At 39.4% G+C, this 25,830-nt stretch carries 17 protein-coding genes; 7 read left to right on the top strand and 10 right to left on the bottom strand.

The window, feature by feature from the left end; all coding sequences use genetic code 11:
• Positions 1–21: 21 nt before the first annotated feature.
• Positions 22–891, bottom strand: a complete 870-nt coding sequence (locus G7074_RS19305) for an AraC family transcriptional regulator (protein WP_124559654.1) — start codon at positions 889–891, stop codon at positions 22–24.
• Positions 892–1,223: 332 nt separating this feature from the next.
• Here G7074_RS19305 and fucP point away from each other — a divergent pair, with 332 nt between their 5' ends.
• The 3 genes from fucP to G7074_RS19285 all read left to right on the top strand — a co-directional run bounded on the left by fucP (position 1,224) and on the right by G7074_RS19285 (position 5,172).
• A complete protein-coding gene (gene fucP / locus G7074_RS19295; protein WP_124559653.1) occupies positions 1,224–2,534 on the top strand; it encodes an L-fucose:H+ symporter permease in 1,311 nt (436 codons plus the stop codon).
• A gap of 33 nt (positions 2,535–2,567) precedes the next feature.
• Positions 2,568–4,205, top strand: a complete 1,638-nt coding sequence (locus G7074_RS19290; RefSeq protein WP_124559652.1) for a UxaA family hydrolase — start codon at positions 2,568–2,570, stop codon at positions 4,203–4,205.
• Positions 4,206–4,389: 184 nt separating this feature from the next.
• Entirely contained in the window at positions 4,390–5,172 is a 783-nt protein-coding gene (locus G7074_RS19285) for an SDR family oxidoreductase (protein WP_124559651.1), read from the top strand.
• Between the two features lie 393 nt (positions 5,173–5,565).
• On the opposite strand, the gene G7074_RS19280 is transcribed toward G7074_RS19285, so the two are convergent.
• From G7074_RS19280 to G7074_RS19260, 5 genes are all read right to left on the bottom strand, one after another.
• Positions 5,566–6,483 carry a metallophosphoesterase gene (locus G7074_RS19280; RefSeq protein ID WP_124559650.1) on the bottom strand — a complete coding sequence of 306 codons (918 nt, stop codon included), beginning with the start codon at positions 6,481–6,483 and terminating at the stop codon, positions 5,566–5,568.
• A 151-nt stretch (positions 6,484–6,634) separates the two neighbouring features.
• Positions 6,635–8,416 carry a RagB/SusD family nutrient uptake outer membrane protein gene (locus G7074_RS19275; RefSeq protein WP_124559649.1) on the bottom strand — a complete coding sequence of 594 codons (1,782 nt, stop codon included), beginning with the start codon at positions 8,414–8,416 and terminating at the stop codon, positions 6,635–6,637.
• 10 nt (positions 8,417–8,426) lie between these two features.
• Complete coding sequence (locus tag G7074_RS19270) at positions 8,427–11,828, bottom strand: TonB-dependent receptor (protein WP_166210656.1); 3,402 nt, start codon at positions 11,826–11,828, stop codon at positions 8,427–8,429.
• 205 nt (positions 11,829–12,033) lie between these two features.
• Positions 12,034–13,203 carry a FecR family protein gene (locus tag G7074_RS19265; protein ID WP_124559647.1) on the bottom strand — a complete coding sequence of 390 codons (1,170 nt, stop codon included), beginning with the start codon at positions 13,201–13,203 and terminating at the stop codon, positions 12,034–12,036.
• Positions 13,204–13,301: 98 nt separating this feature from the next.
• Positions 13,302–13,868, bottom strand: a complete 567-nt coding sequence (locus G7074_RS19260) for an RNA polymerase sigma factor (protein WP_124559646.1) — start codon at positions 13,866–13,868, stop codon at positions 13,302–13,304.
• A gap of 256 nt (positions 13,869–14,124) precedes the next feature.
• On the opposite strand from G7074_RS19260, the gene G7074_RS19255 reads away from it, so the two are divergent.
• The 3 genes from G7074_RS19255 to G7074_RS19245 all read left to right on the top strand — a co-directional run bounded on the left by G7074_RS19255 (position 14,125) and on the right by G7074_RS19245 (position 18,692).
• Positions 14,125–16,011, top strand: a complete 1,887-nt coding sequence (locus G7074_RS19255) for a mechanosensitive ion channel family protein (protein WP_166210653.1) — start codon at positions 14,125–14,127, stop codon at positions 16,009–16,011.
• Positions 16,012–16,339: 328 nt separating this feature from the next.
• A complete protein-coding gene (locus G7074_RS19250) occupies positions 16,340–17,944 on the top strand; it encodes a sensor histidine kinase (RefSeq protein WP_166210650.1) in 1,605 nt (534 codons plus the stop codon).
• A gap of 1 nt (position 17,945) precedes the next feature.
• On the top strand, positions 17,946–18,692 hold the full coding sequence (locus tag G7074_RS19245) for a LytTR family DNA-binding domain-containing protein (protein ID WP_233603847.1): 747 nt from the start codon (positions 17,946–17,948) through the stop codon (positions 18,690–18,692).
• 443 nt (positions 18,693–19,135) lie between these two features.
• Here the strand turns inward: G7074_RS19245 and G7074_RS19240 are convergent, their stop codons facing one another.
• From G7074_RS19240 to G7074_RS19225, 4 genes are all read right to left on the bottom strand, one after another.
• Positions 19,136–19,840, bottom strand: a complete 705-nt coding sequence (locus G7074_RS19240; protein ID WP_124559643.1) for a LytTR family DNA-binding domain-containing protein — start codon at positions 19,838–19,840, stop codon at positions 19,136–19,138.
• Positions 19,837–20,985 (bottom strand): TlpA disulfide reductase family protein, encoded by a 1,149-nt coding sequence (locus tag G7074_RS19235; protein WP_166210647.1) that lies wholly within the window; start codon positions 20,983–20,985, stop codon positions 19,837–19,839. Before G7074_RS19235 ends, G7074_RS19240 begins: the two co-directional genes overlap by 4 nt.
• Positions 20,986–21,009: 24 nt before the next feature.
• A complete protein-coding gene (locus tag G7074_RS19230) occupies positions 21,010–21,849 on the bottom strand; it encodes a sensor histidine kinase (protein ID WP_166210644.1) in 840 nt (279 codons plus the stop codon).
• Positions 21,850–22,475: 626 nt separating this feature from the next.
• Entirely contained in the window at positions 22,476–23,900 is a 1,425-nt protein-coding gene (locus G7074_RS19225) for a TlpA disulfide reductase family protein (protein ID WP_166210641.1), read from the bottom strand.
• A 916-nt stretch (positions 23,901–24,816) separates the two neighbouring features.
• Between G7074_RS19225 and G7074_RS19220 the strand changes: the two genes are divergently transcribed.
• Entirely contained in the window at positions 24,817–25,719 is a 903-nt protein-coding gene (locus G7074_RS19220; protein WP_166210638.1) for a hypothetical protein, read from the top strand.
• Positions 25,720–25,830 lie beyond the last annotated feature (111 nt).

The raw sequence follows: 25,830 nt of genomic DNA, 5'->3' as shown, positions 1-25,830 counted from the left end.
TGCAATAATGATCCCGTTGTTTTATTGCTTAGAAAAAGCCTGCTGATATTTTAACGGCGATTTTCCGGTTATTTCCCTGAAATATTTATGAAAACTTGTAAAGTTATAAAAGCCACAATCGTAACAGATTTCCTTCACGGTTAAATCGTTTTCGATAAGCAATTTACAAGCCTGCCCCACCCTGATCTCGTTAAGAAACTGGGTGTAGGTTTTTCTACTTTTGGTTTTAAAGAATTTACAAAAAGAGTTCGGACTAATCTTAGCCACGGCCGCAATTTCTTTTAGTTCGATTTTCTTTTTGTAGTTGCTGATGGTATAATTATAAATAGATTGGATGCGGTCTTTTTCGTTCTCCAGAAAATTAGGTTTAAAGCCAAGAGAAACCAGAATGTTTTTTTCACTGCAATTGGCAATTACCGTTAACACCTCCAGCAACCTGATAATCCTCATGGTGCCTGTAGCTTCGATTATCTGAGGCATCAAAACCGCAATTTTCTCTTTGGCAGCTCCTTGTAGTTTAATCCCCTGCTTTGCCTGGGCAAAAATTCTTTTTATTTCCTGGTTCTCGGGCAGGTTAAGAAAATCCTTACCCAAAAACTCTTCCTTAAAATGTACGGCATAAACATCAACCGGTTCCCCATCGCTAGTTTCGAAAAACTCCGGATCAAAGCGCCAGTAATGCGGCAAATTACTTCCGAGTAAAACAACATCGCCATCATTAAAATTTTTAATGCTGTCGCCAATAAATTGTGTCCCCCGCCCTTTTTTGATATAAATTAACTCTAAGGCAGAATGATAATGCCACAGGTTGTTTACATCTGGCATAATATCCCTTCGGGCACTAAAAGAATCTACCGAATTAGTAGATACATTAAGTAAATGCGGTTTCATAGAATCTTAAAAAATCAATCTAATATGCAGTAATATTTCGCAATGTATAAAATTAAGACAATATCATTTAATAATTAGATGATAAAGTTAAATTTTTATTACCGCTTTAGGACTTAATTTGTAAAGTTTCAACTAAACAAACATACATATGAAGGTGGGATTATTTATTCTTTGCTATATAGACCAATGTCCATTTCTCTGTTAAACAAACTTATTGTGGCCAACCTTTGGCCAATTCGGGTTATAGCCATTTAAATCATCTATCGGCGATTTCTTTTTTGCAAATAATCTTTATTTTAGATCAAACCACATAACCAATATAAAAACCAAATATGAGCCACAGCACATCAACGAATTTCACAACATCCGATACGGCAAAGAGCGGTAAAGGATATCTTTTCCCGTTAATTTTAGTCACCAGCCTGTTCTTTTTCTGGGGCTTTGTTCACAATCTCGATCCGGTATTGATTCCGCACCTGCGTAAAGCTTTTCAGCTCAGCGTTTTCGAATCTACCCTGGTCGATTCGTCGGTTTTTATTGCCTATTTCTTACTGGCATTACCAGCGGGCTATATTATGCGCAAATACGGCTATAAAAGTGGTATTATTGTGGGACTGATATTATTTGCTGTTGGTTGCTTATTATTTATACCGGCTGCCAATACCGCCAAATACATCTTTTTCCTGGGTGCACTTTTCATTATCGCCTGTGGATTAACCTTTTTAGAAACTGCAGCAAACCCTTATGTAACGGTATTGGGGCCGCCAGAAACAGCTACCCAGCGTTTAAATTTTTCGCAATCTTTTAATGGTTTGGCTGCATTTTTAGGCCCGATTGTAGGTGGTAAACTTATTTTCACCGAATCTACCTATACCGATGAGCAATTGGCTAAAATGTTGCCAGCAGCCAAACAAGCCTATGTGTTGCAGGAAGCCTCGACTGTAAAAGCGCCCTATTTAATTTTAGGCATCCTGATTATTGTAGTGGCCATTCTATTTATTTTCACCAAACTCCCTGATATTAAAGAAGAAGAGCATGCTGACGAAAAAAGCACTTTTGGCCATGTATTGGGTCACAGTCATTTGCGCTGGGCCATTATTGGGCAGTTTTTTTATGTAGGCGCCCAGGTTTGTGTAATGAGTATGTTTATCAGTTTCATTACCTCATCGGCTGGCATTACGCTGGCAAAAGCATCATTGTATACAAGTGCTGCAGGCCTTGCATTTTTGGCGGGTAGATTCATAGGCACAATTTTCATGAAATTTGTAGCACCGCATAAACTGTTAATGCTTTACGCCTTAATCAGCGCCGTATTAACCTTAGTATCTATTTTTGCCACAGGCATGATTACCGTTTACGCCTTAATTGGAGTTGCATTCTTCATGTCGATTATGTTCCCAACCATATTTTCATTGGGTATTGCCGGTTTGGGCAAAGATACCAAACTGGGTTCTTCACTTATTGTAATGTCGATTGTGGGTGGTGCCTTTTTACCACCAGTATTGGGATTAATTTCTGATGCTACCCACAATATCCAATACGGTTATGTAGTACCTTTTGTATGCTTTTTGGTGGTATTCTATTTTGGTTGGAAAGGATGGAAACCCAATCACGTTGAAAAAGAAGTGACTTTAGCAGCTTAATCAGATTAAAAAAATAACAAATACAATTTATAGATGAAAAAACTAGTCATCAAAATTAACCATGCCGATAACGTTTTGGTTGCCTTGCAGGATTTACCACAGGGTGCCACAATAGAACATGAAGGAAATACTTACGTTACTCAGGAAGAAATTCCGGCGAAGCATAAGTTTTTTATGCAGGATATGCATGCGGGTGATGAGGTTATGATGTATGGTGTTTTGGTTGGCAAAGTGCAGTTCGACGTTAAAGCCGGCATGCGCATGAATGTAGAAAATACCAAACATGCAGCCGAGCCATTTGCTTATCGCGATGTAGACTATAAATGGGAAGCACCCGATGTGCAGAAATATGCCGATCGCAAATTTTATGGTTACCACCGTAAAAACGGTACTGTGGGTACTGCCAATTACTGGTTGTTTATCCCAACGGTATTTTGCGAAAACCGCAATTTAGATATCATCCGCGAATCGTTGTACAGTGAACTGGGCTATGCTGTGGGCGACAAATACAAATCGTATACGCATAAGCTGGTTCAGGCTTTCGAAAATGGAGAAGATATCCACAATATCAGTTTCGAACCTAAAGCCGACCGCACTACCCGCACCTTTAAAAATGTTGATGGCATTAAATTTCTGACGCATAATGGTGGCTGTGGTGGTACCAGGCAAGATTCGGATACTCTAAGCAAACTATTGGCAGCTTATGCCAATCACCCCAATGTTGCCGGCGTTACCGTTTTAAGTTTAGGCTGTCAGCATTTACAGGTAGCCGATTTTAAACGCGATCTGCTTGCACTCGATCCGGAGTTTGATAAGCCATTACTGATTTTTGAGCAACAGAAAACACAAAGCGAAGAACAGCTGATTCAGGATGCAATTAGAAATACGTTTGAAGGGTTGATGTTCATTAATAAACACGAACGCGAGGCTGCACCTTTAAATAAATTGTGTGTAGGTGTAAAATGTGGTGGTAGCGATGGTTTCAGTGGCATTTCGGCAAACCCTGCAGTGGGTTACTGCGCCGATTTACTGGTAGCCCTTGGCGCAAAAGTATTGTTAGCCGAGTTCCCTGAACTATGTGGTGTAGAACAGGAAATGATCGACAGATCGGTAGACCGCGCAACTGCAGAGAAGTTTATCCGCTTAATGACAGAATACGATGACCTTGCGCATAAAGTGGGCTCGGGTTTTTACATGAACCCTTCGCCGGGCAATATTAAAGATGGATTGATTACCGACGCCATTAAATCGGCTGGTGCTGCGCGTAAAGCTGGTGCTTCGCCGGTGGTAGATGTACTCGATTATACCGAGCCGGCAACAAAACCTGGCTTAAGTTTGGTATGTACCCCGGGTAACGACGTTGAAGCCACCACTGGTAAGGCTGCAGCGGGTGCCACACTAATTTTATTTACTACAGGATTGGGTACGCCAACGGGTAACCCGGTTTGTCCAACCATTAAAGTAGCCACCAACGCCGTTTTGGCAAAACGCATGAGCGATATTATCGACATTGATACCGGACCGGTTATCAGCGGCGAAAAAACCATTAACGAAATGGGCGAAGACATTTTGGAGTACTGTATTAAAGTAGCAAGCGGTCAGGAAATACCAAAAGCTGTACAACTTAACCAGGATGATTTTATTCCATGGAAAAGAGGTGTTAGCCTGTAAATGATGGAAGACGTATAATGGAAGATGAATGAGGGGAAGAAGGACCTCAATACAAATTCTTCTTTACCGCGCAGGCGGGCATCTTAATGCATTTGTACGGGTTTTATTCGAAACAAAGCATTAGCTTTAAACTTAAAGCTCCATCTGTCCTGTTTTAAAACAATAAATAAAAATATCCCCTAATATGGATTTAAATTTAAAAGGAAAAATAATTTTGGTAAGTGGTGGTGCAAAAGGCATTGGCGCAGCAATTGTTAAAGCTTTGGCAATTGAAAACGCATTCCCCATCATTATTGGCCGTAACGAAGCCGATAACCAGAGCATGTTGCAGGAAATTAAAGACCTTGGATTGAATGGCGATTATTTTACTGCCGAACTAACTGCACCCGATAGTTGTAAAAATATAGTTGATGCCATATTAGCCAAATACAACCGCATTGATGGTTTGGTTAACAATGCCGGGGTTAACGACGGCGTAGGCCTCGAAAGCGGCACCTACGAGGCTTTTATGGAATCGTTACACAAAAACGTAGTACATTATTATTTATTGGCCCAGCACGTTTTGCCTGAGCTGAAAAAGAATAAGGGTTCAATCTTAAACATTGGCAGTAAAACTGCTGAAACCGGTCAGGGTGGTACATCGGGTTATGCAGCAGCTAATGGTGCGCGTAATGCCTTAACCCGCGAATGGGCGGTTGAGTTATTGCAATACGGCATCCGCGTTAACGCCATTATCGTGGCCGAGGCCTGGACTCCCCTCTATCAAAAATGGATCAGCACATTCGATCAGCCGGAAGAGAAACTGAAAAGCATTACCGATAAAATCCCTTTTGAGAACCGGATGACCACCGTAGAGGAGATCGCCAATACAGCAGTGTTCTTATTGTCAGATAAATCGAGCCATACTACAGGTCAGCTTATTCATGTTGATGGTGGTTATGTGCACTTAGACCGGGCATTGTTGTAACCGATGCACTTCATTATAAAGTAATAAAAGGATTACCTGAACAATGGGTAATCCTTTTTTTTTGAAACGTCATCTCGACCGGAACGCAGTGGAGCGCCCGCCTGCTTCGGGCAGGGAGAGATCTATCTAATAAGATTTAGCTTCGCTGAGCACTTCGTGGTTCTCGACTACGCTGCACTTCGCTCGAAATGACGACTCCGAAGGAGCTGTAACTAATATTGATTTTTATCCAATAAATTAACCCTTGGGAAACTTTTAAAGGTGCTTTGTAATGTACCTAATCATCCCCCTACCCCTTCAAAGGGGGACTGGATAACCTCAGTAGTAGAACTTATATAAAAACAAAGTGCCACCTTTCGGCGGCACTTTATCAAAGTAGAAACCAAATTTCAGTTACGATTGACCTTCTGTTTCTACGATATATTTGTTTTCGAGCGTACCATCACTATACAGCTTTAAAATGGCATAACCTGGAGGTGTTTCCTGGTAGTAATAAGGCTGGGCAGAACGTTTATCGCCTTTACCCCACCAAAAACCGCTCATGGCACCGTTGCAATAATACTCTACACCATTGTACCAGGCCCTATCCAGCAAATGCTGGTGACCGCTGAGGCAAACCTTCACCTTATCTTTATGCTTATAAAAAAGCTGTTTCAATTCTTTATGATCGCCATGTTGCCCACCTTCCCAGGTACCTGTTACCGTTAATATCGGGTAGTGCGACATGAGCAATACCGGTGTATTTGCCGGTAGCTTTTCTAATTCACTTTCCAGCCACTTGTATTGTTCGGCATCTAATGCGGTATTTTTATTGTTCCCATCCAAAATGATAAAATGCCAGCCATTTTTACTGAAACTATAATAACGGTTAGGAATTTTGAGCCTTTTTACCACGTAATCTTTACCATACATTTCATCCTCTTTTGAGGGGGCTGCCCACCAGATATCGTGGTTACCAATACAGCTGTGCAGTTCATAGCCATCAAGCTGTTTAATGCATTTATCCCATATCCCCCATTGCTCTACCACACTTTCGCGTTTAATATCGTTATAATCGGCTGCGTGGATGCTATCACCTCCGTTGAGAAAAAAATCTACTTTAAGGTCTTTAATCTTTTGCAGGCATTTTTCAAACCTTGCCGGTGCATTATCGCCCTGACGGATGTGTACATCGGTAATATGCGCAATGGTTAATACCAGTTTTTTCTTCTTATCTTTTTCTGCGGGTGCCGATGCAACGGCGTTTAAATCGCCAAGGGCCAATGCAGCGGTAGCCAATGGGAGTGCTTTTAATAAACTTCTTCTTTTCATGTTCATTTGTGTTGTGGTTAAAGAGACCGTCATTTCGAACGAAGTGCGACGATGTCGAGAATTTTAGTAATAGCTCTCTCTCCCGACTTAATGTCGGGACTGCGCTTCAGTCGAGATGACGGTCTCTTATTTATACTATTGATTTATACTATTACCAACCTGTTGGTTGTTTAAGTTGCGGGTTTAGTAAAATCTGCTGCATTGGTATTGGGTAATAATAATACTTCGGCTCGATAAACGACCTTGGGTTGGTTTGGTTTTCGGGGAACATAACGAAGCCCGAAGTGCCGTTGCTCAGATAAAAACTATTATCGCTTAAATAATATTTTACCAGTTTAGCTTTAACATCAGCAGGTAAACCATCAAGTGGTGTTTCCTGACCTGCGGCCTGCAAAATGGCAACATCTTCTACCCCATCTCCGGTAACATCGTAAGCACCCAGCTTAGCCACGTACATACCCTGGGTAGGTTTCTCTAATAATTTACCAGCTTTCCAACGCAACAAATCTGCAAACCTGAAACCTTCGCAGGCCAGCTCTACATTGCGTTCGCGGCGGATTTCTAATAGCACACCTTTGTTAACACCATTAACCGCAGGGTACATGGCTGCCAAAACGTTATCGGGACTGGCATTTGCAGTAACCATATTCAATGCTGCTACACCAGCGCGGTTGCGCAACACATTAATGGTCAGGTCTAAATCGGTTTGGCTTAGGGTACCCAGCTCTGCTTTGGCCTCAGCATTAATTAACAATACCTCTGCATAACGTAATATTGGCAGGTCGGTAAACTCAGTATATGATTTGCTGACAGGATCTATAGCATAAAACTTAATTTGAGGATAACCGCCAAAAGTTGGCCGGGTTTTATTTGGCGCTCCACCCAAAGTAGTCGAAAATCCGGGAGGCGCAACCGTTACCGCCATCCTTGCATCGCGGTTTTTGAAGATTTCGGAGTAAGGCTTCTTGTCCCAATCGGTTGTTGAGGTGAAAGCCGTTCCATCTGTCATTAAATAGGTATCGATTAAACTTTTGCTTAACGACCATTGCCAATCGAACACATAATGTGTGCTATTAGACCGGTTTAAAGCTCGGTTATAATCATCGTAAAAGATGATTTCTTTAATACCGCTTAAATCTTCGCTGGTAAACAGTTTCTGGTAATCTTCTCCTTTTTTACCGGTATTGTAAATGCTAAAACCACCATCGGTCATTACCGATTTAGAAGCAGATGCAGCCCTTTGCAAAAAGGTATTGGCCGAACTTTGTAAGCCCAGTTCATCGTGGTATTTCCTAAAAGTACCTTCGTACAGGCAAAACCTCGATAAAACCGTTAATGCAGCCCATTTGGTTACGCGGGTATTGGTTCCTGTTGGCAGCACGTTGGCGGCAGCATATTCCAGGTCGGCAACAACCGAATCCGCTACCAGCGTTCGTGGATCTTTGGCTTTATAAAGCTGCGCTTCATCATTGGTACCTAAAACCGTATTGTAATAAGGTACATCGCCATATCTGCGAATCATGTTATAATAAAATATCCCCCTGTAAAAACGGGCAATACCAACAAAGTGCTTAATGGTAGCTGCATCGCCTTTTACATTTTGAAGATTATTGATCATGTAATTGATGGTGCGCAGGTTGCCCCAGCTCCAGCCACCAACGTTAGCGGGCGTAATTTTGCCCCTAATCATGTTATCCATTTCATGCCCGCCCAGGTAAACCGATATATTGTCTGAAAAAACATCGTCGGTACCGGCACCAAACATGCCATAAAAACCATTGCTGTAGGTTTCCAAATCGGCTGTGGTTTTAAAAAACTCGTTCGGGGTAATGGTGGTTTCCGGAATGCGGTCTAAAAAATCCTTCTTACATCCGGCCAAAAAGCCAACGGTGAGGATAACCACTAATATATTGATGTAATATTTTGTTTTCATCTGTTTAGTATTAGAAATTAAAGTTCAGACCAAATGAATAAGTACGTTGAAATGGATAGATACTTCCGCCCAGGCCTTCTGGATCTAGTTTCACTTTTAGGTTGGAGTGTTCGAATAAATTTTCGCCACTTACATAAAAGTGTACATTTTCGATTTTAGCACGTTTTAATAAACTTTTAGGTAAAGTATAACCCAGTGTAATGTTTTTAACACGCATGTACGAAGCATCTTGCAGGTATTTGGTATTCGGAATACCCAATTCCTCTCCGGTATCTTCAGCAGCATAGGCTTTTATCCTCGGGAAATAAGCATTTGGGGTTTCAGGGCTCCAGTGATCGAGGTTTTGCACGGTAACGTTGGTCCATGGCTGTGCATAAATTCCCCAGAAATAAATGTTGCTACCATCAGCATACCAATCTCTTTTGGCCACGCCCTGAATGTACACGCGTAAATCGAAACCTTTCCATGCACCAGATAAATCGATACTGTACGGAAGGCGGTTTCTGTTGTTACCCAGTTTGTAGTAATCGCCAGGGTTATCAACTGTTTTATTACCAAAGTCTATTTTACCATCGTTGTTGCGGTCTTTAAATTTAATATCGCCCACAAAATACTGATAACGCTGATCGTCGGTACCTACTGCAGTTTGGTTGGCGTGGTTTTTCAACTCATCAGCATTCTGGAAAAAGCCTTCGGCCTCCAGCCCCCATATTTCGCCTAACTCCATGCCCTCGTAAAATGAAACACCAGTCAGCAATTTATTTGGGTTATCGAAACGGGTAATGTAAGTTCTGCTATCACTTAAGGCCAGCACTACATTGTAACTAAATGGCGAACCACCTAAAGTAGCCTGATCTTTCCAACCCAGTTTTAACTCCCAGCCCTTGGTTTTTAAATCGGCAGCATTGGTAGTTGGCGATGCTGTTCCAAAAACTCCAGGTAAAGGTTTACCAGCTACGAGCATATTTTTAGTAAAACGGGTGTAACGGTCAAAATTCACCTCTAACCTGTTTTTGAAGAAAGCCGCATCGATACCGAGGTTTACAGATGATACCTTTTCCCAGGTAAAATTACTTGAGATAGCTGCCGGCGGATTAACATAAGTTGGTTGTGCACCGCCCAAAATCTGCGAGGTTTTACCGCTGGTCATTTTCGACAGGTAATCGTACTCTCCTACAGCGGCCTGGTTACCCAGCACACCGTAAGAACCTCTGATTTTAAACATATCCATTGCTAAAAATTGTTTTACCGGGGCAAAAAACTTCTCGTCAGATAGTAACCAGCCTGCCGAGCCTGAAGGAACAAAAACCCATCTTTTACCTGGTGCAAAACGCGATGAACCATCATAACGGCCATTTAACTCCAACAGGTAACGTTCTTTAAAATTATAGTTTACGCGGTAAAAAAGTCCTTGTACTGCCCATTCAGAAATGCTTTCGCTTACCGTTTGATCGCCGGTAGCCAGATTTATAGAAGGCAGGCTATTGGAAATTAACAATTTGCGCGAAGCTGTAAAGGCATTGTAACGCAATTCCTCCTGGTTGTAACCTACCAAACCCGATACAAAATGGTTCCCTAGCTTTTTGTGTGCTTCGGTATACAGGTTAATAATATTGTATTTGGTATTTGCATGCTGATCGGCTGCCGAAGTGGAAGTAGATAAAGGAGGTGATAAGTTAGGTCCGGTTTTATATGGCACCGGAATTTCGTATGATTTGTTTAGGTTATTTACCCGCCTTAAAGTTGCATCGCCCTTTAAACTCCAGATATTTTTAACCAGCGAAGCATCGAAAGAGAAAGTGGTTTGCACCGTGTTCGAGCTTAAAGTTTTGCGGCCACCTTCTTGCACTGCACCTAACAAAGATGCACCTGCCGAAGTCCACGAACCATCGGGGTTGCGCGGAATATCGGTTACGTTGGTACGGTTTATATTCCAGAAATAGTTTCCATCAATAAAGGTAGGAGCCTCGTAAAAGGTAGAGGTTAACATGGTGTTGTTAGAGAGCGTAAGCCATTTGGTTACATTCAAATCAACTTTTCCACGTAGGTTATAAATGTTGTTGTTTTCATTTGCATTCTTGATCATTCCATTCTGCCTGTAATAATTGGCAGAAAGATAGTAACTCACCTGTTCGGCCCTTTTAGATACATTTACGCCCACATTGTAAGTTGGTGCCGATTGATTGTAAGCTTCTCTAAGCCAATCTGTCGATCCGATGTAGAACCATTTGTTCGGGTCGGTTGGATCGGTAATTACATCTGGCAACGAAGGATCTAATGAGCGTAACCTGGCCGCTTCTACCAATGTAGCGCTATAGGCTGGGTTGTACAAAGGAAAGGCGGCTTCGTTTTTAGCTTTCAATACCTGGTACGGATCGGTAACCACTTCTGGCAATTTACCTACGGTACGGTAGGCCATATAACTGTTTACCCCAACATTTAATTTGCTGCTTTTTGCTGTGCGGGTAACAATTAAAACAACCCCAAATGGTGCTCTCGCACCATAAATGGCCGATGAAGCTGCATCTTTTAATACCGATACACTTTCTATATCGGCAGGGTTAAGTGTTAACAAATCGGAACTGCTGAAAGGTACGTTATCTACCAATATTAAAGGTGCACCACCATTAATAGAGGTAAATCCCCTGATATTGAAATCGGGCGCCGTATTGGGCCTGCCATTGGCAATAGAAATATTTAAATTCGGAATTAAGCCCTGTAAACCCTGCCCAATATTGGCAATTGGCCTGTTTTCTAATTGTTTGGCACTTATTGCATCAACTGCACCAGTTAAGTTTGCCCGTTTCTGTGTTCCGTAACCTACTACCACTACATCTTCCAAGTCGGCCATATCAGGCTGCAGCGAAATGGTTAAACTTCCACTTTTATTTACCGGTACCTCCTGGGTTTTGTAACCCAGGTACGATACCACTAAAACTGCGCCCTCTCCGGCTATTGTAAATTTAAAGTTTCCGCCTTCGTCTGTTTTATGAAAAATTTTGGTTCCCTTAATCAGTATGGAGGTGTTGGGCATAGCGCCGCCCTTTTCATCTACCACTTTACCACTTACCTCGATGTTTTTAAACAGGTTTAACAGTTTTTCAAATACCGAAATTTCGGCAGCTTTAATAATCACTGTTTTTTCATCAATGGCGTAGGTTAATGGTTTGCCTGCCAGGCATTTTTTCAATACCTCATCAAGTGGGGTATTATTAAAACTTACATTAATGGTTTGGTTGGTTTGTAATTTATCGGCTTCCCACAATACATTATAGCCGGTTTGTTTTCTAATTTCTTTGAAAACCTGCTTAATGGTAATGTGTTTATTAACTAGAGAAAGGCTCTGGGCATTGCTTGTTGCAGCACTTGCCTGTAGTAAAGCAGTTACCATTAAAACTATAAGGAGTTTCATCACTAGCAAAAATTTGGTCATGCAGGAGCTATACCTGCAAAAATTATTAGCAGAATTTATATACATTTGTTTGTTTGTTTTGGTTTCTATTATTCTATCGCATAGTTTATTTTGAACTGATCCAAACATTAGCCGGTTTACGCCGGTTCAGGGTCAGTAATGTTGGTAGCATTGCTGACTTTTTTTTGGATTGCAGTTTTAAGGTTTATTTCATTACTACAATCCTCCTTCCTTCGATATTAAAATGAACTGATCCCGTTAATTCTAACTTTTTAAGCACCTGCGATACATTTCCAAACCTGGAAACGGTACCGCTATAATCTTTAGTCAATAAAACTTTATCCTTAAATACCACCTCTACATCATACCACCTGGCTACTTTATGCATAATACTTTCGAGGTTTTCATTATCAAACATAAAAAGGCCTTCTTTCCAGGCCAGGGCCTCTTCGGTTTCTACTGCTGTTATTTTAACCGACGATCCTTTTAACAACGATTGTTCGCCGGGTTTCAAAACTTTGGCCAGTACAGCTAAATTTCCCGATCCGGTAACAGGTGTAACCCTTACCGATCCTTCAACCAGTGTGGTTTTGGTATTTTCTTCGTTATTGTAACTGTTAATGTTGAAATGCGTACCCAAAACTTCTACCACCTGCGTTTCGGTTTTTACAGTAAACGGAACCCGCTGCCCCTGTGTAGTTTTTTTAGCCACTTCAAAATAGGCTTCGCCTTTAAGCTGTACCTCGCGACCTGTACTGGCAAAAGATGTAGGATATTTTAAAGATGAAGCCGCGTTTAGCCATACTTTGGTACCATCGGGCAGGTTTATCTGGTACTGGCCACCTTTTGGCGTTTCTATAGTATTAAATTGCTGTTTCCCTGCAAGCCATTGTGCAGTGGCATTTTTAGCAGTATAAACCAACTCGCCCTTAGCTGTTTTGGTAATGCTTACACCTTGCTGTTCGGCTATTTTACCATTCTGTGTATCATCGAGCGAAATTTTAGCCCCATTGGCCAGTGTAAGAAAAGCTTTATTTCCGCCGGGTTTAATATCGTTTTTAACTAAATACCCAACACTTTGCATTTCGGGCTGACTGGTATTTTTGTATTGATATAAACCAAAGCCAAGCGCCAGCAAAATAACTGCTGCTGCAGCCCAGCCCCATTGCAGTTTTACTTTTTTAGGCGGATTGTTTCGCTCTTGTATGGTGCCCCACATGCTATCTCCAAGCGAAGCATAATCCGGTTCGGGAGCTAAAGCCTCAGGATTTTCGGTTACTTGCAGGTACCACGACTCTACAATAGCCACTTCCTCGGGCGTACAATGCCCGGCCAGATATTTTTCCAGTAATGCTTCAGCTCTTTTATGCTCCATAACTAACACTTATAGGTTGATGTATGGTTATGAACATTTGCCCGCGGCCAGGGCGTAGAAAAAAATAAAAAAAATAAAAAAAAATTAATCGGGTAAAATCAGAAGATCAAAACGAATAAACTGCCCAGTTTTAAACGGAGTATTTTTAAGGCATTATTCATTTGTTTTTTAACGGTTTTATCAGAAATATCCATGCGCACAGCAATTTCGCGATGGGATAAATGTGCATTGCGGCTTAGTTCAAAAACCTCGCGCATTTTTGCGGGCAGCTGCGCAACTTCGAGTTCGATGCGTTTGGCCAGTTCGCGGTTGCGTACCAAATGATCGGTGGTATTGTTGCCGGCTTCGATAAATTTTTCGAGCGAATTTAAATAGTTGTTTTTTACCTTTCCGCGCTGAAAAAGTTTAAGGATACTGTTGCGCACGGCGGCATACAGAAAACAGGATAAGGAAGTGTGGATTTCGAGTGCTTCAGATTTCGACCATAACATCACAAAAACATCCTGTACTACATCCCTCGATTCTTCGTCGTTTTGGAGTATTTTACGCGCATAACGGAACAGCATGGCCCAGTAGCGCTGGTAAATTTCTGCATAGGCGCGGTGGTTACGCTCCTTCAGAAGTAGTAAAAGCTCATCATCAGTATTCAGATTATAATCACCCATTACCCTGCCTAAATTTCAATGCAAAAAAACCATTTAGATGTTAAATATACAATTCTATCCGTATTAACAATTTGTTAAGTATAAAAATAATTTTGTATACAAATACTAAATTACTTTTCAGGCTTATGCTAATTGAGCTGTTAAATTTGAACAATTTACCGCTGAAAAGCAATTGAACTATTTTTCTGGATAAACTTAAGTACCAAAAATCATTATCAGCCTAATTTTAATTACATTTAACCAAGTACAAACGATTATGAAAAGACTTTTTACCCTCCATCTTTTTGCTTTGGTTTTTCTCGGAACCCAACTTTATGCCCAAACTGATAGCCTAAAAAAACCTGTCGATTCTACACAGATTAAAAAAATGAACAGTGGGCTCGACCGCGTGAGCCAGTTATCGGCCGAACGGATTGCAGACTCCTTAAAACGCGATGTACTTCAAAAACAGGTAAATGCTTTGGGTAAAGGAGATGATACCGAACGTAACCGCTTGTTGCTCGAACTTGGCGCATTGAAAAAGAAAGATTCGCTTCAGCAAGTAAAGCAGGTAAAACAGATCGATTCGCTCAGGAAGTTTATTAAAGGAGTTCCCGTAGTTTTTAACCGCGATACGCTATTTTATATTTACGCCAAACTTGGCAGTTTCAGCGCAGCCGATCGTGCGCAGGCCATTGCCAACCGTTTAGAAAAAATTGCCGGTGGTACAACCTTCCATACCGATTCGCTAAAACTTAGCCAGGCCGAAAGCTCAATCGACCTGATTTATGGAAATAATTTGCTCCTATCCATCAACGAAGAAGATGCCATCTGGGCAAAAAAAGATATTAATACCCTATCAGCCGATGTTAAAGCTGCAGTAGGCAAATCTGTAATCAATTATCGCGATGAAAACAGCCTGCAGGTAATAATAAAAGAAATTTTACTCACCTTATTGGTAATAGCGGTGGTTATTGGCCTGGTATACCTGGTAAACCGGCTGTTTAGAACCCTCACCGCCAAACTACTTAAAAGCGAAGGGCGGCTTAAAGATGGCATCAGGATTAAAAATTATCAACTTTTAGATCCCGACCGGCAGCTTTGGGTAATCGGTGCCGCCTTATCTATTGCCCGGTGGATAATTATCATCCTGTTAATTTATCTGGCCCTGCCGGTGCTGTTTGGTATATTTCCATTTACCAAAGATCTTTCCGAAAATCTTTTGGCCTATATTCTGGGCCCTTTAAAAAAAATAGGAAGTGCCATTTGGAATTACATTCCCGATTTAATGACAATACTGGTATTGCTGGTGGTTTTCCGCTATGTACTGCGGTTTGTGCGCTTTATTAAAACAGAGGTAGAACGTGGCAAACTTACCATACCAGGCTTTTATAAAGATTGGGCCAACCCTACTTACCAAATCATTAGGGTACTTATTTTGGCCTTTATGCTTATTGTTATCTTTCCGTACCTGCCAGGCTCAGACTCTGGTGTGTTTAAAGGCGTATCGGTATTTATGGGCGTTCTGTTCACCTTCGGCTCGGCCGGGGCTTTGGGTAACGTGGTTGCCGGCCTGGTACTCACTTACATGCGGGCTTTCAGAATTGGAGACCGTGTAAAAATTGGTGAGGTAACGGGCGATATTATCGAGAAAACCCTTTTGGTTACCCGGGTAAGAACTATCCAGAACGAAGTAGTTTCGATTCCCAATTCGACTGTGATGAGCAACCACACCATTAACTACAGTGTAGAAGCATCAGAAAAAGGCCTCATTATACACACTACGGTTACCATTGGTTACGATGCGCCCTGGCGCCAGGTACATCAACTGCTTATTGATGCCGCACTGAGTTCGGATATGATAGAGGCCGACCCTAAGCCTTATGTGCTACAAACCAGCCTTGACGATTATTATGTTAGCTACTGCATAAATGCACACACCAAATCGCCCAATAAACAGGCCTTAATATACTCCAGCCTGCATGCCAACATACAAGATATTTTTAACGAAGCCGGCGTAGAAATTATGTCGCCACATTATAAAGCATTGCGCGATGGAAATGAAACCACCATACCTGCAGCGCATTTGCCAAAAGATTACAGTGTACCTGTTTTTAGAACAAGTACACGGATGGAAAATACTGACCCGAAAAAAACGGATTAGATTAACTTACATTTAAAACCGAAAACCAGCACATTACCTTAACGGTAACTGGTTTATTAAAACAAAAAAGGATTGCGGCCAGAAACGCAATCCTTTTTTATTTTAGCTTAAAAACCGCAATAACTGAGGGTTTAGCGTAAAAAACCTTCTATTTTTTACTTTATAATTCAGGAGATCTTTAAATCCACTAAGCTATTCCTTTTTTGAAGGCAACATTCCAATACTGCACAAAATGATATGGCTACTATTCTAAACACTGCCTTTACTGTTTTATGGTTTTAGTTTTGTTATTATTGCCGCAAGTTTGATGAAAATTCAACTTAACATTATGAAAAAAATAGTATTTACTTTTCTCAGTTTCATCATCGCGCTAGCTACAGTAAATGCACAAAAAGGCATTAACTTTAATCGCATATACCCTGCCGGTGGAAGACTGCTCATGTGTGTAGACAGTTCGGCAAAAAACATTTATTACGCCAATGTATTTCCCAATCAACCGAATACTTTTTTTAGTTATGTACCCGAAGTAAGCCAGGTAAGTATCTCGATTAATTTTGGAAAAAATATTAACATACAGCACTATCGGTATACCATAATATCCGATAATAAACCATTGGTTGTAAATGAACTGATTAACGAAGCTCTGCTGAAAGATACCCATGCCGGGGGTGATGAAGAAATATTCCGTTCTGCAATACTGGGTACTTTTCCTGTAAAAGGCAAAATCATTACCGTATTGGTTTACAGCATCGAAAAACCACTCGATATTGAAAAATCGGTTCTTTATGGTAAGCCAATTCCAAAGGCAAAAATCAAAGGTATTAGAAAGCGCTTTACTATTGATAAAGGTGTTGATTACAGCTGGATTACCGAACCTAAGGATATAACAAAACTTATTTTCACCGAAAAAGATGACGAGCTAACCATCGTAAAAGACAGGTCAGATGAAGATTATATCTATTATATCTCAATAAGAGATAAGCAAACCAATAAGATAATCTTCAAATCAACTACCTGGGAGTATGGCGGCATAGTTGACGAACATGAGTTTTTAACCAACGTAAAAATCGACAGAAACATTTTCAAAAAATCTGGTGATTATGAAATTATTATTCAACCTTCATCATTTTCCCGCTATAACATGCCGCAAAAGGAAATGGAAAAGTACACAACCCGGCATACACTTTCTATCACTTTAGCGGAAGAAAACTACAGCAAACGAGAACTTTTTATATATGCATTTATTGTAGCATTACTTATTGGATTAGTGTTTCTCGTTGTTCTTTACTTCGTTAAAAAACGAAACAAAAAAAAGCTGGAAGAAAATGAGCAGCAAAAAAACAGCGCAAAGCTGCAGCTTAACTACGTTCGTTCGCAGTTAAACCCTCATTTTTTGTTTAACGCGCTCTCTGGCATTCAAAATTTAATGAACAAGAACGAGATAGATAATGTCAATAAATACCTGTCTAAATTTGCGCGCTTAACCCGCAATGTACTCGATGACAGGGAACTGATCAGCTTATCGCAAGAAAAAACTTTATTGGATGATTACCTGCAAATGGAGCAGCTGCGTTTCGGCTTTACCTACGAAATTAAGCATGCCGAAAATTTAGATTTAGCGATTATAGAAATACCAGGCATGCTGCTGCAACCTTTTGTAGAAAATGCTGTAAAACATGGCATATCGAAAAAAGCTGCTGACGGAAAAATTATCATCACATTTGTTGAACAGGGAAATGATTTGGTTTTAACAGTTAGCGATAATGGAAATGGTTTCGATACGGAAAAGAAGCACAATGGCTTAGGGCTCCAATTAAGTAATAGCAGAATAGCGTTATTGAATAATATTTATAAAGAAAACCGCTTTACCCTGGCCATACAAGCAACCCATAACGGTACTAAAATAAGCTTAACCTTAACCGATTGGCTATAACATGATGAGAGCAGTATTAATAGACGACGAAATTTCAAACTTAGAAAACCTGCAGGCATTGCTACTAAAGCATTGCCCGCAGGTAACCATAATAGCCACAGCTCAAAATGTAAGCGATGGGGTTAATGCCATTGCAAAACATTTACCCGATTTGGTGTTTCTGGATATACAAATGGGCGAACAAACGGGTTTCGAAGTATTAAAGCTGCTCCCAACACGTAATTTTGAAGTTATTTTTGTTACCGCTTACGATCAATATGGTATACAGGCCGTAAAATTTGCGGCGCTCGATTATCTTTTAAAACCTGTTGATATTGAAGAATTGAAGGATGCGGTAAATAAAGCCGAATGCAAACTGGCCACACAAACGGCTTCGCAGCTCGATTTTTTACTGCAACAATTAAAAAAGCCCGAAACCAATGTGAGCAAAATTGCCCTGCAAATGCAAAGCGAAATCAGGTATGTTACCTTATCAGAAATTGTGCGTTGCGAAGCAGACAATACTTATACGCATTTCTTCCTTACGGGCAATGAAAAAATATTGGTTTCTAAATCACTTAAAGAGTATGCAGATTTATTGCGCCCCAATGGTTTTTTAAGAACACACCAAAGCCATTTGGTTAATCCGAAATATGTAAAAAGCTGGTTAAAGGAAGATGGTGGCCTATTGCTCTTAACCTCCGGAGAAAAAATACCCATTTCTAAGCCGAACAAGGATACGGTAAAAAAAGCCTTGCAGCAGCTTTAACAACTCCCAGCTAAGCTAAGCCCCCAGATCTTCTGACTTTTTAAACATATAAGACATTTAAGGGCATATGAGTAGCAAGCGACATGCTAAACGCCTGAAATTATTTGCATGTAATTTGTTAGTATCAACCTAGCGTGCAATCCTTCATCCAAAGCCCTTGGGTAAAAAGCTTTATTATGTCTTATTATATTTACTTCGATATTTTCCCACCCGATATTTAGTAAAAGGCTCTCTATTTTATCGATGTATTCTTTTAACTTGAATGGAGTTTTTATTTCACTAATTAGAGTGATCTTTAGCTTTCTATTTTTGTAATTGTTTATAAATAAATTATCAACTCCGCATTAACGATATTACTTTTCTGATCTATAACAAATACCCCAATCTGTTCTATTAATCATCAGCACCATTCCACCCTGCCACCCAGTTTCGTGTTGAAAACGTTAATTAACCGATGATTCTCCTCCCAGATTTTGCAGGAGCTGATCTCTATATAATTTGGATAAGGGAATCTTATTCCCTGCCACAATTACCTGGTGTTTCTCAATCCGTTCAATTTTCTGTCTGGAAATTATAAACGATTTATGAACCCGTAAAAACTGATCTGCGGGCAGTTTTCCCTGCAATTCAGTCAAGGTAATGCGTGTAAGGGTATGTTTACCAGTTTCATGCAAATCAACATAATTATCTTCAGCTTTGGCATAAACCAGGTTGCTAAACTTTATTTGCACCCAGTCATATCCATCCTTTACAAATAACGACTGCTCTTTATCCCTTTTTTTTATATCGTGCACCTGAAGTCTCATTTCGGCAAGCTGGCAAGCCTTTAAAAAGCGGGTAAAATTGATAGGCTTTAATAAATAATCTGTTGCAGCCAACTCAAAACCTTTTAATGCATATTCGGGGTAAGCGGTAGTAAAAATGACCAGAATTTCAGGATTTATCATCGAGGCAAATTCAATACCCGAAACATCGGGCATAGCAATATCAAGGAACACTAAATCTACCCGCTCATTTTTAATGTAAACCAATGCATCTGTAGCACTCAAAAACGTAGCATCGAGCGAAATAAAAGGTATTTTTTCGGCATGGGCACGAATAATATCATGCGCTACAGGCTCATCATCAACTGCAATTACTTTGATCATTTTATCAGTAATACTTGTTTAAGCTTCTTCATTAGTTCGTTCGGTTCAATATCTCTTGCTATAATTACACCTTTGGGATCAATGAGAAAACTCTGTGGAATTTTTCTGACACTATAAAGCTTGGCCACCTCATTTTCCCAATGCTTCAAATCCGAAACCTGGGGCCAGCTTAACCCATCGTTCTTTATTGCTTTTAACCATGCATCTTTTGCATCCGCACCATCAAGAGAAATACCCAAGATAGTAAAATTTCTATCCTTAAATTCATTATAGATTTTAACAAGCTCAGGATTGGCAGCTCTGCAAGGGCCGCACCAGGAAGCCCAGAAATCAATCAATATATATTTACCCCTAAATGAGGTCAAATTAACAGGATTGCCGGCTGTATCATTTTGAACAAAAACAGGAGCCATTGCACCTGGATTAAGGGCTTTTTGATCCGAAAGAAATTTCCGAAATTCTTTGCCCGATGGAGTATGTTGCAATCTTAAAGAAAGCCTGTTAAACATGGGTTCAATAACTGCAACATCAGGCGAGATTCCGGCATAGTCATTTAATGCAACTAAGGCGATAAAGCTGTCTGGATTATCGATAACGAATTTCCGCCTGATAGCCTGCTTAACCAAATTTAAACTATCTAATTTAATGTTCAAGGGCGAGTTTTTTGGCTCATGAGCTGTTTCGGCTAAATTACTGATCTTGTCGATTGCTGCATAAACCGGGCTAAGCAGCTGTTCCAGTTTAAAATGATCAGCATTGATGCCCTTCCCTACAAAACCTGCATCTGCAATTAAAGGGGTTGAGGTTTTTAACACTACCTGCCCCGGATAAGTATACATGCGCAATAAATCTGGTTTATCGTGTTGTTTTTTAATCATTCCCGATAAACCAATATTGTTAGTATCGCAAACAAGGGTACTATACCTTGGTCTATCTATATTACCTTTAAAAACAAACAAGCCATTAGTCTGCATTGCAGAATCGATTATTTTTTTACCATTTACCTGGTATAGCAGGTAAATTTTAGCCATTTCGGGCATTTTTGTTGCAGTTATTTTAACTGTAAATAACGAATTTTTGGTCTGAGCTACAGACATAAGGGGAACTGCTGCACCGCAAAGCAGTAACATTACTTTTTTAAGCATGATTACGAAAATTGAATGATGTGTTTAAGAACTGAGTTTCAACCTAAATGAAACATTATAAGCTAAACCGGTGTTTTGATGATCTAAGCGATAACTATCCGGATAAAGAAGATCGAGACGTTTAATTGTATTTTTTATTCCTGTATTATTGCCACTAACCTCTGTACGGTTCTGAACAATGGTATTAAACACTTCCATGTGCAGCTCGTTTTTATCCACAACAATCTTTATCCGAACTTCGCAGGGTGTATCTATACTTATACCGTATTTAAAAGCATTTTCAATAAAAGGCAGCAGCAATAGCGGTGCTATTTTCTGTTGATTATGATGATCATCGGAATCAATTTGACTGCTGATTTTGATATTATCTTTTATGGGTAAGCGTAGCTGCTGAAGTTTGAGATAGTTTTCCATAAACTTCAGTTCATCCCCAAGTTGAACAAAATTTTCTTGCATTCCATGTATAGTGTAACGCATCATATCCGACATGGTATCAATGCCCTGGGCGGTATTGGGTGCTTTTTCTTTTAAAGCGGTACCGTAAAGATAATTTAAGGCATTGAATAGAAAATGTGGATTTAGCTGGGCCTTTAAAGCATGCAATTCATTCTCTGATTGCTGGATTCTTTGCAACTTTTTATTTCTATTTTGAAGGTAATAATCTCTCACTATTGTATAAACAAAAGCATAAACTGCTATATATAAAATAGGTTCAACAGCAGAAAGTTTACCTTGCTGCTTAAAAACGTTCGGACGTAAATAAACAATTCCTGCGCATGAGATCATTCCGGTTAATAAACATCCTGCTATAAAAACAATGAAATGGCGCTTTTTAAAAAGAAATTGCCTTACTACTTCAGTCAAAAAGATAAAAATTGCAACAACGAATAAATCACTATTTAAATTGGTAGCATATTGCCAACCTGTTACAGGAGTACCATCGGTATTGTAGATGTAATTACCCCAGATATGTACATGATACAAATAAGGAATTAACGTAAATGCAGTAATTGCAATCCACATAATTAAAAAGTGGGCAATCCAGTTTATCAGTAATTTTTTAAAAGCGGCTAACATATATTTCTTTTGGTTCGGATCAAAGGACGCAAACTAAAAGAATAATATATAATTAATGTGGCAAGTGCTATTAAATATGTGGTGAGTAATAAAATAAGTAGCGGCTGTACTTTTTTAAGGAAGAATATAAACCGATACCATTTAACAAAGCAGCGTTTGGCAAACACCAAACGCTACCCCAATCTGTTCCATTAATGATCAGCGCATCTTTCACCACAATTTGTTATTTCAGCCAGCGTTGTGACCATTTTTACTGTGGCACTTTTTTATGTCCGTTAAAATTTGCTCACAAAGTTGTGGCACTTTTTTCTGTGACAGTTTTTTTTGTCACACAAAAAATTGTCACAAAATATTTTCTTCAGCTGGAAATGTAATTAGTATGGCGGATACGACCTATTAGTTTTGATAACCTGTTAATCATTAATGTAATCTTTAACATATTTTATCCAATTAACACTAGAGGGTATAGCCACGAATTTTCCCTGAGGGGAAATCAGAAATTTCGATGGCCAAGACGAAACATTGTAAGCTTTTTCTATCTGATTATCAGACATTGCAACTGGAAAACTGTATTTAAACTCTTTCATGTAAGCGCTCACAACTGGTTCACGATCATCACTTGCTATTGTAATTATATTAAGCATGGGTAGCTGCCCATTTAAAGTTTGTAGATATAACTTTTGCAAATCGGGGTGTTCTTTTCTACAAGGAGTACACCAGGTACCCCAAAAATCAACTAATGTCCATTGCTTTTTTTGATTACTTAGTTTATACTGAACCCCATTCAATTGAAGCAAAGAAAATTGCGGGGCTGTTTTAAAATTATTATTGAATTCATATAGCCACAATATGTTGAACTTAGCAGGTTCTTTGTAAAGGCCCTTCGCTTTAGTTTTAAAAGATGGATCCTTCATAGACATGGCCATCATGCCTTTAAATTTTTCATCCCCATTGCCTAAAGCAGCCAAATAATCTTCTTCAAATGATTCTTTTCCCTCTCCTAATAGAAAAACTCTATCGTAGAAATAAGCGTGTGAGATGGTTTTATCTATAACATCAGGACTAAATTGACTTGCCAATTTTAGAAACGAGATTTTTTCATTTTTACTTTGTGTGTTTTGAGCAGATATGAAATTTGTATAGGCAAACAGGTACCTGTACCAGGCTCTTTTTTCCATTTCTGGCCTGGTGAGTGTTTGAGTATCTTCTTCCTTTTGATAATTTTGAAGGTTGCTGTAAATCAATTTTAGCAATTTGTTGGAAATCGGCTTAAGCTCACTATTACCAGTCATTAATTTTGAAATCAGCAAACCATACCTTGCTTTTCGGTAAGTGTAAAAATCAGTTGAATCTGATAAATATTTTAAATAATCATTTCCAATTTCTAATAACCTGGTGGTATTGGTAATACTACCTTGAGCTTCAACCCATTTTGCCAAAGGAAAAATTGTGTTTCTGATTAAGGGGTTAGCGTCATTACTTAAAGCATTTAAAATAACATAAGCGTTTTTTTTGCTCTCGCCCATTGCTTTAAAAACAGAATCAATGGTCATATCCATCTTTTTAATCATTGCTAAAAAGTCAGGATTATTTCTCATCTTCTCTCGATCAATGCCCCGAAAAGCTTGCGCAAAACTATTGTGTATTAATTCTTCTGCAGCACTGGGCTCTGTTTTGGCTAATTTCTGCATATAAACTATCGCAGAATCCGGGTACTTACTGCTAGTTCTTTGAAAACCATTGAAGTAAGTAGAGTAATCTTCTTGATCGGGGTTGTTTTGTGCAAAAACAGACAACGATAAAAAAAATAGTGATATAAAAATTGTAAGTTTTTTCATGTGGTTAGATAAGTTTTCCGTTTTGAACTTAATAAAATAAAATTACATTTTCTAACTGTCCGTAGCGTTTAGCAGGGATGCTCCGGATAGTTGAATAGAAAGGAGTCTGTGGCTCCGTATTAACGATATTAATTTCTGATCTACAATAGATACCTCAATCTATTCGGTTAATGATCAGCGCGCCATTCACCACAATTTGTTATTTCAGCCCATGTTGTGATCATTTTAACTGTGGCACTTTTTTATGTCCGTTAAAATTTGTCCACAAAGTTGTGGCCCTTTTTTCTGTGACAGTTTTTTTTGTCACAGAAAAAATTGTCACAAAATATTTTCATCGGATGGGCTAAAATCCGATTATAGTTTATTATTTATACATTAATTGGAATTTCACCAATAGTAGATATACTGGCTTTTAACTGATTTTTAAGCTTTTTTCCTTTTAATGCTAATAATCAATTCAATTAATGTTTTTCTTTTTCGGGCTAAAAAGGAATGCTTATCTAAACTATGTTTAACAGAACAACCATGTTTGGAGCATTATAGCTAATAATTTTATTAAATTCAATCGAATAAATACTCCGATAGCCTTGAAGGGTAAACAGCTAAAAGAAGTGGCAGCGCCTTACCCGTAATCCCAACGAGCTCCCTTAAAGTCATGCAAAAAATTACCAGTTTATTTTGGCCTTCCTTTAGTTTAGTCGCCTTGCGTATTTTTGAGTAATGGGGGATTGATGTAAAATTCTTTAGAGATTCGTGTAAGATTTCATAGGGTTGATGTAAAATTTAGCATTGACTTAATTTAACGCTACCGCTTACACACATCCTTAACTACATTTGAACCATCAGATAATGGGGAATTGACTCAACACTACCCTGGAACTAATCATTATTAATCTAAATTAATCGAATTCTAAAAATGAGAATTATTAACACTCTGTTGCAGCCTGCGAAAAAAATTTTCAAAGGCATGTTCGCAATGTCTGTGCTCTACGCCATTGCATTTGTATGCGTATTTGTCTTTGATTCCTGTAAAAAAAATGACCTCGTAAAAGACGACCACGGCCTGGCAAGAACCCGTTTTATGAATGCCCTGAAAACACAAAAAGAGAAGGTGGGAAGTACTGCCTTTGGCGCCTATGCATTAAATAATAAATCCCAGATCGGCGGTGGGAAGGGAAAACTGATGGTTGAAAATCCCAATAATCCGGTTTATGAACCCATATATGTCGACTATCCTCCTGGCACAAATCCTGAAATTTATCCGATCCAGGCAGTCAACAACGTTTCACAGCTAGCAGAACTATTGTATGCTACAGACGGAACCGTACAATATGAGCCAACACCAACCAATTCTGGAAATACAATAGTTGTCGATGTTCAAGCTATTAATCAGGCACTAGACCCTGTAATATTGGAGGCAAAACAATATTTGTATGCAAAAGGGTTTACACCCAATGATATTACCGATATGATAGCAGAACATAACGGTACCCAGCAAGATTTGGTTCCATTCGTAATTGGATTAACCTGGGCCGAAACACAGGCACCAGTAGAAATCACTAAAAACTATAATCCTTTTATCAGCACAGCTAATGCGAAATTAAATGCACAGGATTACATTAATTGCGCAGTAGCTGCTTTGGGAGTAGATATCCTATATGCGCTTAGCCAGTCTACCTTGTCGACATGGTCTATTCCATTAATGAAAAAAGCCTTTGGAACCGTAGCTAAAAAGGTATTGGGCCCAATTGGAGTCGCAATTACTATAGCCAGTTTTGGCTTCTGTCTTTACGCTACTGACCACATACAACAACATTAAATATGAACATAGCTTATTTTCTTTTTGGTTTTTTTATTGTGATATCTTTTGCCAAAAAGATAAATGATATCATTAGAGATATTAAAAAGAATAATACTGGCAAACTAAAAG

Origin of the sequence: Pedobacter sp. HDW13, from assembly GCF_011303555.1 — a bacterium.
Lineage (GTDB): Bacteria > Bacteroidota > Bacteroidia > Sphingobacteriales > Sphingobacteriaceae > Pedobacter.
The sequence above is the reverse complement of the archived record's forward strand: the minus strand, read 5'-3'. Positions and strand labels throughout refer to the sequence as shown.